Below are 9151 nucleotides of genomic sequence, written 5' to 3'. Positions count from 1 at the left end.
GCAGGGCCGGCGCGGCCCGATCGCCACGGGTCGATCGGGCTGGGGACACCCGGCCTGTGCAGGATGGGAGCAGGGCGCAAGCGATGCCGGCCGAGGGCCTTCGCTAGAGATAATCCTGCCGGCTCAGCCCGTATTTCGCCATCTTCTCGTTCAGCGTGCGGCGGGGCAGGGCGAGCTCGGTCATCACCGCCGCCACCGACCCCTGGTTCCGCCGCAGCGCGTGATCGATGAGCATCTTCTCGAAGGCGTCCACATGCTCCTTGAGCGGCTTCTCGGCGTCGACCGCCATCACCGGGCCGTCGAAGCCGTCGTCGATCAGCAGGGCGGAGATATTGGTCTCCCCGCGCCGGGCCTGGAGCACCGCGCGCTCCGCGAGATTGATCAGCTGGCGGATGTTCCCCGGCCAGGGCGCCTGCACGAGATTGGCGGCGTCGCCGGCATTGAGCGTGGGCGGCTCGCAGCCGTATTCCTCCGCGAACTGGATGGTGAAATGCGAGAAGAGGGCGAGGATGTCCTCGCCGCGCGCGCGCAGCGGCGGAACCTCGACGATCAGCCCGGCGAGGCGGAAGTATAGGTCGTCGCGCATCACCTCCGCCGGCGGCGGGCTGTTGCCGAGCCGGCTCGATACCGCGACGATGCGCATGTTGAGCGGCCGCGCCGCACCCCCGGTCGGTTCGGCGGCGTTGATCGTCTCGAGCAGCCGCGCCTGGGCGCCGGGCGGCAGATCCTCCACGTCCTCGAGGCAGAGCGTCCCGCCCTCGGCCTGGTCGATCAGGGGCTTCTCCGGCCAGTCCTCGGCGCCGAAGAGCATCGCCTCGACCTGGCCGGCCTGGACCGAGGCGCAGTTCAGCGTGACGAAGGGCTTGCTCGCGCGCGGGCCGCAGGCGTGGATGGCGCGCGCGACCAGGCTCTTGCCGGTGCCGGTCTCGCCGAGGATCAGGATATGCCCGTCGGCCTGGGCGACGTCGAGGATCGTCTCGCGCATCTTCGCCACGCTCGGGCTGTTGCCCATCAGCCGCCGCATCAGCACCGTCCCGTCGGAGAGCTCCCGGCGCAGCGCCCGCGTCTCCAGCGTGCGCGCGCGGATCTCGGTGGCGCGCTGGCAGAGATCGCGCAGCCGCTCGGGCTCGAAGGGCTTCTCCACGAAGTCGAAGGCGCCGATCCGCATCGCCTCCACCGCCATCGGCACGTCGCCGTGGCCGGTCATCAGGATCACCGGCAACCCGGGGTCGACCGACTGCATCTTGCGCAGCAGCGCCATCCCGTCCATGCCGGGCATCCGGATGTCGGTGACGACGATGCCCGCGAAATCGGGCGAGATCTGCTTGAGCGCCGGCTCGGCCGCGTCATAGGTCGCGGTGTCGAAGCCGTAGAGCTGCAGGTATTGCGCGACGGATTCGCGCAGATGCGCCTCGTCGTCGATGATCGCGACCGATCGCTTGATGTCCATGTCCTACTCCGCGGCCTGGCTCTGTCCCGTGTCCCGCGGCAGGAGCAGTTCGAAGACCGCACCTCCGTCCGGTGCGTTGCGGGCCACGAGCCGCCCGCCGAGTTCCGCAGCCAGACCCGCCGAGATCGCGAGACCGAGCCCGAGACCCTCGCCGGGCCTCTTGGTTGTATAGAAGGGTTCGAAGAGCTTGTCCGGGTCCTTGATGCCGGTGCCGTTGTCCTCCACCGACAGGAGCACCATCTCGCCCTGAACCAGCAGGATCTTGATGCGCCGGTCGGTGCGGGAGCTGACCGCGTCGAGCGCGTTGCGCAGCAGGTTCACGATGATCTGCTCGGCGCGGATCGGATCGGCGCGCACGATCACCGGCCCCGAGGGCATGGTGGTCGAGATCGAGACCGGCATCTTGGTCAGCTGCGGCGCCATCAGGGACAGCGCCGCCCGCACGCTGTCGCGCAGGTCGATCGGCTCGAGCGACAATTCGCCCTTGTGCGCATAGGACTTGAGCTGGCGGGTGATCCCACCCATCCGGTTGATCAGATCGTCGATGCGCTGGAAGGAGCTGACCGCCTCGTCGGGCCGGCGCCGCTGCAGGAGCAGCCGCGCCCCGGCGAGATAGGTCTTCATCGCGGCCAGCGGCTGGTTCAGCTCGTGGCTCACGGCCGCCGACATCTGGCCGAGCGCGGCGAGCTTCGACGCCTGCTCGAGGCTCTGCTCGGCTTCCTTGAGGTTCTTCTCCAGCCGCTTGCGCGCCGCGATCTCGTCCGAGAGCCGCCGATTGAGCGCGCGCAGCTCGGTCGATTCCTTCTGCAGGCGCCGGCTCTCCGCCCGCGTCCGCTGCGAGAGCATGTAGAGGGCGAGCGCCAGCAGAAGGGCCATCACCATCACGATCATGGCCAGCCCGCCGTTGACCCGCGCCCGCACGCCTTCGAGCGTCGAGAAGAAGGTCAGGCGCCAGTTGCGGAACCCCACCGGCACCTCGGCCAGCAGATAGGGCGTGTCGCCGATATAGGTATAGGGAACCTCGCCGATGGTGTTCTGCGCGCTCCGGAGCGCATTGCGCACCAGCGAGGCCTCCGAGCCCGGGGCGAGGACGCTGGAGAGCGAATTGCTGCGCCAGGCCGGCTCCGAGGCGAGCAGGATGTCGCCCTCGGAATCGGTCACGGCGATCTTGATGCCGGTGCGCCGCCAGCCCTCCTCATGCGCCCCGAGATCGACGGTGACCACGACGACGCCCAGCACCTGATCCTCGACCAAGACCTGCCGGGCATAGTGGAAGCTGAAGGCACCGTCCTCGTTCTCGATCATCGAGAATTCGGTGCCGGTCGAGGCCATGGCCTTGGTGAAATAGGCCTTGTCGCCGTCGTATTGCTCGCGCGGGCGCTCGTCGCTCGCCGCCACGATCCGCCCGACCGGATCGAGCAGGAAGATCGAGCCGGCGCCGATCTCCTCGCGGAAGCTCGCCAGCCGCTCCTCCGCCCCCTCGTAGCGGCCGGTGCGCAGCGCCTGCATCAGGATCGGGTCGCGCGCCAGCAGGAGCGGCACCACGGCGTGGCGCTGCATCGCGCTCTGGATCGCGCCGGCATAGAGCGTGGCGCGGCGCACGGAATCGGCCTTCTGCTCCTCGCTGAAGGTGCGGGTGAGATAGATCTGGCTCGCCCAGATCACCAGCGCCATCAGCGCGAGCGATGCCAGCACGGCCGCGCGCATCCATGCGCGCGCGGGATTTCTCCTCGGCCCCAGGGTGTTGTCCGGCTGCATCATCGGGGGGGAAAAATACGCCCGGGACGCGCCGGGCTCAAGCCTGCTGCACCATGGTCTCGGCAGCGAGCGCCAAGCCGCCGAAGAGCGCGGCGCCGTCGGTGCCGCCATGGGCGGCCTCCACGGCGCGCTCGGGATGGGGCATCATGCCGAGCACGCGCCGGTTCCGCGACAGCACCCCGGCGATATCCGCCACCGACCCGTTCGGGTTCCCCAGATAGCGCAGCGCGATCCGGTCCTCGCCCTCGAGCCGGGCGAGGGTCGCGGCATCGGCGATGTAATTGCCGTCGTGATGCGCGATGGGCAGGCTCAGCCGCGCGCCCCGCGTCCAGAGCCGCGTGAAGGCGCTGTCGGCGGTCGCGACCTCGAGCTCGACCGTGCGGCAGACGAACTTCAGCCCGGCATTGCGCATCAGCGCCCCGGGCAGGAGCCCGGCCTCGATCAGCACCTGAAAGCCGTTGCACACCCCGAGCACATGCCCGCCGGACCGGGCGAAATCGACCACCGCGCGCATGATCGGCGAGCGCGCGGCGATGGCGCCGCAGCGCAGGTAGTCGCCGAAGGAGAAGCCGCCGGGGATCGCCACCAGGTCGAGGCCGCGCGGCAGCCCGGTGTCCTTGTGCCAGACCATCGTCACGTCCGCGCCGGCGCGCGTCAGCGCCACGGCCATGTCCCGGTCGCAGTTCGAGCCGGGGAAGACGAGGACGGCAGCTTTCACGCGGGTCTCCTCACTGGCTGAAATCGGTGATCACGGCCACTCCGGGCGCTGTGGGGCCGTTGAAGGCGCGAAGCTCGTCCGAGGCCTCCGAGAGCCTCACCTCGCGGGCGATCAGCGGCGCGAAGTCGACCGCGCCCTGCTCGATCAGCGCCAGCAGCGAGGGATAGCGCCACGACGGCATGCCCCGCGTGCCGTAGAGCGCGAGGTTCTTCATGTAGACCGCGTTCATGTTGATCTCCATGCGCGCGGTATGCCCGACCGGCATGCCGACCTGCACGTGACGGCCGAGCGGTGCCAGGCATTCGATCGAGGCATTGGTGGTCTGGGCGATGCCCAGCGCCTCGACCGAGACATCCGCGCCGCCGCCGGTCAGATCGACGATCGCCGCCGCGGTGTCGCCGTCGCGGGCGTCGATCGCCGCGTCGGCGCCGAAGCCGCGGGCATGGGCGAGCTTCTCGGGCACCACGTCGACCACCACCACCCGTGCGCCGAGGGCCTTGCCGAGCAGGAGCGTTGCGAGGCCGATCCCGCCGGTGCCGTGCACCGCCAGCCACTCGCCGGCGCGCAGCTCGGCCCGCCCGGTCAGCGCGTGCCAGGCGGTGGTCACCCGGCAGCCGAGGCCGGCCGCCACGGTCGGCGACAGCGTCTCGGGAAGCCGCGCCAGGTTGTGGGAGAGGGGGACCGCGACGTATTCGGCGAAGGCGCCCGGCTCGACGAAGCCGGGCAGCCGCTGGTCGGGGCAGGTGTTCTGGTGGCCCGACTGGCAGGCGGGGCAGCGGCCGCAGGCGAGGATGAAGGGCGCCACCACGCGGTCGCCCGGCTTCCACGCCGAGAGAGGCCCGGCCTCGACCACCTCGCCGCAGTATTCGTGGCCCTGGATCTGGCCGGGCTTCACCCGCGGGTGCTCGCCTGTCCAGCCGTGCCAGTCCGAACGGCAGATGCCGCAGGCGATGGTGCGCAGCACCACGCCGTCCGCCTCGGGCGCCGGATCGGGCAAGTCCTCGATCGACAGGTCGGCATTGTAGGCCCTGAGGACGGCCGCGCGCATGTCAAGCCTCCGTAGGCGGTCGCTGGCGGGGCAGGGGCCGGAAGCCCGCCCGCCCGAAAGAGTCAGGCAACGTCAACCGTGTAGTTCTCGATGATGGTATTCGCGAGCAGCTTCTCGCACATCTCCGTCACCCGGTCGCGCGCCGCGCCAGGGTCGCCCTCGGCCAGATCGAGCTCGATCACCTTTCCCATGCGCACCTCGCCGACGCCCTCGAAGCCGAGCGAGCCGAGCGCATGGCGCACCGCCTCGCCCTGCGGATCGAGCACGCCGGGCTTCAGCGTCACATGCACCCGCGCGCGCATCAGTTCACCAGCTTGGGGCCGACATGGGTGCGGCCGTTGGTCCGCGGCATGACGCCCAGCCGCTTGGCGACCTCGGTATAGGCATCCGCGAGGCTGCCGAGATCCTGGCGGAACACGTCCTTGTCGAGCTTGCGGCCGGTCTCGATGTCCCAGAGGCGGCAGCTGTCGGGCGAGATCTCGTCGGCGACGATCAGCCGCTGGAAGTCGCCGTCGTAGACCCGGCCGATCTCGATCTTGAAATCGACGAGGCGGATGCCGACGCCGAGGAACATGCCGGAGAGGAAGTCGTTCACCCGGAGCGCCAGCGCGATCATGTCGTCGATGTCCTGCTGCGCGGCCCAGTTGAAGGCGACGATATGCTCCTCGGTGACCAGCGGATCGCCAAGGGAATCGTCCTTGTAATAGAATTCGATGATCGGGCGCGGCAGCTGCTGTCCCTCGGGGATGCCGAGGCGCTTCGAGAGCGAGCCGGCGGCGTAGTTGCGCACCACCACCTCCAGCGGGATCATCTCGACCATGCGGATCAGCTGCTCGCGCATGTTGAGCCGGCGGATGAAATGCGTCGGCACGCCGATCGCGTTCAGCCCGGCCATGAAATGCTCGCTGAGGCGGTTGTTCAGCACGCCCTTGCCCTCGATCACGGCCTTCTTCTGGGCGTTGAAGGCCGTCGCATCGTCCTTGAAATACTGGATCAGCGTCTCGGGTTCGGGTCCTTCGTAGAGAATCTTCGCCTTGCCCTCGTAAACCAGTCTGCGCCGGGCCATGCCTGTCTCCGAAAACGACGATGGGAAAGGCCGGCCGCAGGGGCCGCCTTTCCCGTTCCGCCGCTCTCTATACCCTGCCCGGAAAAGGAGCAAGCGTCTCCCTCGGTCCATGCGGGGCGATCGCATCCGGAGCCCGTCCTTCCTTCCCCGACCGCCCCGCCCCGGGACGAGGGCAGCGCCCGCCGGGCGGCGTGGTGACCCGGGCCTGCCGGGAACGCGGGCGCAGGCGATCGCGCTGCCCGATGCAAATCCCGTGTCAGACCTTGTCGCAGGGCAGGGCGGATGCTTATCTTCGCGACAGACCGCCACAGCAGGAGGGGCAAGGATGAACAGCTTCAAGGACCGCGAAAAGGGCTTCGAGAACAAGTTCGCCCACGATCAGGAGATGCAGTTCCGGGCCGTCGCGCGGGCGCACAAGCTCGTCGGGCTCTGGGCGGCGGAGCTCCTCGGCAAGCGCGGTGACGAAGCGGCGTCCTATGCCATCGAGGTGGTCAAGTCGGATTTCGAGGAGGCCGGACAGGAGGACGTGGTGCGCAAGCTCTCCCGCGACCTCGGCGACAAGGCCGACGAGGCCACGATTCGCACCAAGATGGCTGAGAGCCTCCAGCTGGCCAAGGCGCAGCTCATGACCGAGCTGCCGGGCAGCTAGCCGCCGGCGGGGGCGGCGCCGGTGCAGGTCACCGGAACCCCGGCGGCGGACCGGCTCCGCGGGTCCCGGCTCGGCGACACGCTCTCGGGCGGGGGCGGCGACGACCGGATCGCCGCCCGCGGCGGCGCGGACACCGCCTTCGGCGGCAGCGGCGACGACGTGATCACCGGCGGCGAGGGCCGCGACCGCATCTTCGGCGGCGCGGGCGACGACCGGCTCTACGGGTTCAACGCCGACGCGGAGACCCCGACCTCCGCCAGCATCACCCTGACGCGGATCGGGGCGCATGTCTTCGAGCGCCCGGTCTACGCCGCGCCGGCGCCCGGCGACCCCGACCGCCTCTATGTGGTCGAGCAGCACAGCGGCCGCATCCTGATCCTCGACACCCGCAGCGGCGCGGTCGATCCGCGCCCCTTCCTCGACATTCCGGATGCCGCGCTGGCCCGGGGCAACGAGCAGGGCCTGCTCGGCCTCGCGTTCCACCCCGATTACGCGCGGAACGGCCGCCTCTTCGTGTATCTCACCCAGGCCGACGGCGATGTCGCGATCGTGGAATACCGCCGGGCGGCCGGGGACCCGGACGTCGCCGTGCGCCCCAACCTGATCCTGGTGATCGACAAGGACAACGGCGCGGGCAACCACAACGGCGGCTGGATGGATTTCGGCCCCGACGGAATGCTCTATGTCGCCGTGGGCGACGAGGGCCTGCGCGGGGATCCGGCCAACAACGCCCAGAATCCGCGCGCGCTCTGGGGCAAGATGCTGCGCATCGACGTCGACCGCGACGACTTCCCCGCCGACGGCGCCCGCGACTACGCCATCCCGGCGGACAACCCGTTCGTCGGACGCGGCGCCGGCGAGATCTGGGCGCTCGGCCTGCGCAACCCCTGGCGCGCCAGCTTCGACCGCGAAACGGGCGACCTCTACATCGGCGACGTGGGCCAGGCGGCGCGCGAGGAGATCGACTTCCAGCCCGCCGGCCGGGGCGGGGCCAATTACGGCTGGAAGGTCGAGGAAGGGTTTCGCGTCTTCAACGACACCGTGCCCGGCAATCCCCCGGCCGGCAGCCCCGTGCTCACCCGCCCGGTGACGGATTACGGCCACGATGCGGAGGGCGGCTTCGCCGTGGTCGGCGGCTACGTCAACCGCGGGCCTTCGCCCGGACTGCCGGGCCGCTATCTCTTCTCCGATTTCGTCACCGACCAGCTCTGGAGCCTGCGCATCGTCGGGGGCCAGGCCGTCGACGTGACCAACCACACCGGGCAGATCGTGCCCCGGGGAGCCGCCTTCGCGGGCATCACCTCCTTCGCCGAGGGTCTCGACGGCACTCTCTACACGATCGGCATCGACGGCGCGGTCGCCCGCCTCGGCTTCGGTCCCACCGCCGGCGACGGCGGCGACGTGATCAATGGCGGCGAGGGCGACGACATCATCCACGGCGGCGCCGGCGACGACCGGCTGAACGGCGGCGCGACCGGGAACGACCGGCTCCACGGCGAGCAGGGCAACGACCGACTCGACGGCGGCGGCTCGGGCAGCGACCGCCTGAGCGGCGGCTACGGCAACGACTGGATCCGGGGCGGCACCGGCGGCGACAAGCTCTGGGGCGATGCCGGGGCCGACGTGCTGCGCGGCGGCGGAGGCGGCGACCGGCTCTCGGGCGGCCCCGGCCACGACGTCCTCCTCGGCGGGGCAGGCAGCGACCTGCTCTCCGGCGGCAGCGGTCGCGATACCTTCGTCTTCGAGCCCACCTCCCAGCGCGACACGATCCGCGACTTCCAGGACGATTACGACACCATCCGGCTGGCGGAAGCCTTCGGCTTCGCCACCCCTGCCGAGGCCCTCGCCTCCGCCGAGCAGCGGGGCGCCGATCTGGTCTTCACCTTCCCGGGCGGCCAGGAACTGACCATCCTCGGCACGACCGGGGCCGCGCTCTCGGACGACCTGATCGTCTGACGGAAAGCCCCTAGCTCTCCCCGAAGACCCGCCGGAAGATCCGGTCCACGTGCCGCGTATGGAAGCCGAGGTCGAAATTCGCCTCGATCTCCTCGGGGGAGAGGGCGGCGCCCACCTCCGGGTCGGCCTTCAGCTCCTCGAGGAAATCCGCGCCCTGTTCCCAGACCTTCATCGCGTTGCGCTGCACGATCGCATAGGCGGCCTCGCGGCTGACCCCCTTCTGCGTCAGGGCCAGCAGCACGCGCTGGGAATGCACGAGGCCGCGGAACTTGTTCATGTTGCGCATCATGTTCGTCGGATAAACCACCAGCTTCTCGACGACTCCCGTCAGCCGCGCCAGTGCGAAATCCAGCGTGACCGTCGCATCCGGCCCGATCATGCGCTCGACGCTCGAATGCGAAATGTCGCGCTCGTGCCAGAGCGCGACATTCTCCATCGCCGGCACCACCGCCATGCGCACCAGCCGCGCCAGCCCGGTCAGGTTCTCGGTCAGCACCGGGTTGCGC

The 9151-nt window shown here is 70.1% G+C and carries 8 protein-coding genes and 1 pseudogene; 2 read left to right on the top strand and 7 right to left on the bottom strand.

The window, feature by feature from the left end:
* Positions 1 to 103: 103 nt before the first annotated feature.
* The 6 genes from V7050_RS14525 to purC form a co-directional block, all read right to left on the bottom strand.
* Positions 104 to 1450 carry a sigma-54-dependent transcriptional regulator gene (locus tag V7050_RS14525; protein ID WP_324367991.1) on the bottom strand — a complete coding sequence of 449 codons (1347 nt, stop codon included), beginning with the start codon at positions 1448 to 1450 and terminating at the stop codon, positions 104 to 106.
* 3 nt (positions 1451 to 1453) lie between these two features.
* On the bottom strand, positions 1454 to 3145 hold the full coding sequence (locus V7050_RS14520) for an ATP-binding protein (protein ID WP_324367993.1): 1692 nt from the start codon (positions 3143 to 3145) through the stop codon (positions 1454 to 1456).
* A gap of 100 nt (positions 3146 to 3245) precedes the next feature.
* The gene (purQ, locus tag V7050_RS14515; RefSeq protein ID WP_324367996.1) at positions 3246 to 3926 is read right to left on the bottom strand and encodes a phosphoribosylformylglycinamidine synthase subunit PurQ; all 681 of its coding nucleotides are present in this window, start codon (positions 3924 to 3926) and stop codon (positions 3246 to 3248) included.
* Between the two features lie 10 nt (positions 3927 to 3936).
* On the bottom strand, positions 3937 to 4974 hold the full coding sequence (locus tag V7050_RS14510) for a zinc-binding dehydrogenase (protein WP_324367998.1): 1038 nt from the start codon (positions 4972 to 4974) through the stop codon (positions 3937 to 3939).
* 62 nt (positions 4975 to 5036) lie between these two features.
* Positions 5037 to 5276, bottom strand: coding sequence for a phosphoribosylformylglycinamidine synthase subunit PurS (gene purS, locus V7050_RS14505; RefSeq protein ID WP_324368000.1), 240 nt, complete (start codon positions 5274 to 5276; stop codon positions 5037 to 5039).
* Positions 5276 to 6040 (bottom strand): phosphoribosylaminoimidazolesuccinocarboxamide synthase, encoded by a 765-nt coding sequence (gene purC / locus V7050_RS14500; protein ID WP_324368002.1) that lies wholly within the window; start codon positions 6038 to 6040, stop codon positions 5276 to 5278. The genes purS and purC overlap by 1 nt, the downstream gene beginning before the upstream one ends.
* 325 nt (positions 6041 to 6365) lie before the next feature.
* On the opposite strand from purC, the gene V7050_RS14495 reads away from it, so the two are divergent.
* On the top strand, positions 6366 to 6689 hold the full coding sequence (locus V7050_RS14495; protein ID WP_324368004.1) for a DUF1476 domain-containing protein: 324 nt from the start codon (positions 6366 to 6368) through the stop codon (positions 6687 to 6689).
* Between the two features lie 21 nt (positions 6690 to 6710).
* The gene (locus tag V7050_RS14490; RefSeq protein WP_324368006.1) at positions 6711 to 8645 is read left to right on the top strand and encodes a PQQ-dependent sugar dehydrogenase; all 1935 of its coding nucleotides are present in this window, start codon (positions 6711 to 6713) and stop codon (positions 8643 to 8645) included.
* Between the two features lie 10 nt (positions 8646 to 8655).
* Here V7050_RS14490 and V7050_RS14485 read toward each other — a convergent pair.
* A pseudogene (locus V7050_RS14485) lies at positions 8656 to 9151 on the bottom strand (adenylosuccinate lyase); the annotation flags it as partial.

The organism is Amaricoccus sp., assembly GCF_036846665.1.
Taxonomy (GTDB): Bacteria; Pseudomonadota; Alphaproteobacteria; order Rhodobacterales; family Rhodobacteraceae; genus Amaricoccus.
Note: the sequence above shows the minus strand (reverse complement) of the source record. Positions and strands in the feature narration are given on the sequence as shown.

Bases quoted from the DNA above. Each gene is read 5' to 3' on its own strand.
- V7050_RS14510 (WP_324367998.1), bottom strand. From the start codon at position 4,974: ATGCGCGCGGCCGTCCTCAGGGCCTACAATGCCGACCTGTCGATCGAG.
- V7050_RS14495 (WP_324368004.1), top strand. From the start codon at position 6,366: ATGAACAGCTTCAAGGACCGCGAAAAGGGCTTCGAGAACAAGTTCGCC.
- purC (WP_324368002.1), bottom strand. From the start codon at position 6,040: ATGGCCCGGCGCAGACTGGTTTACGAGGGCAAGGCGAAGATTCTCTAC.
- purS (WP_324368000.1), bottom strand. From the start codon at position 5,276: ATGCGCGCGCGGGTGCATGTGACGCTGAAGCCCGGCGTGCTCGATCCG.
- V7050_RS14525 (WP_324367991.1), bottom strand. From the start codon at position 1,450: ATGGACATCAAGCGATCGGTCGCGATCATCGACGACGAGGCGCATCTG.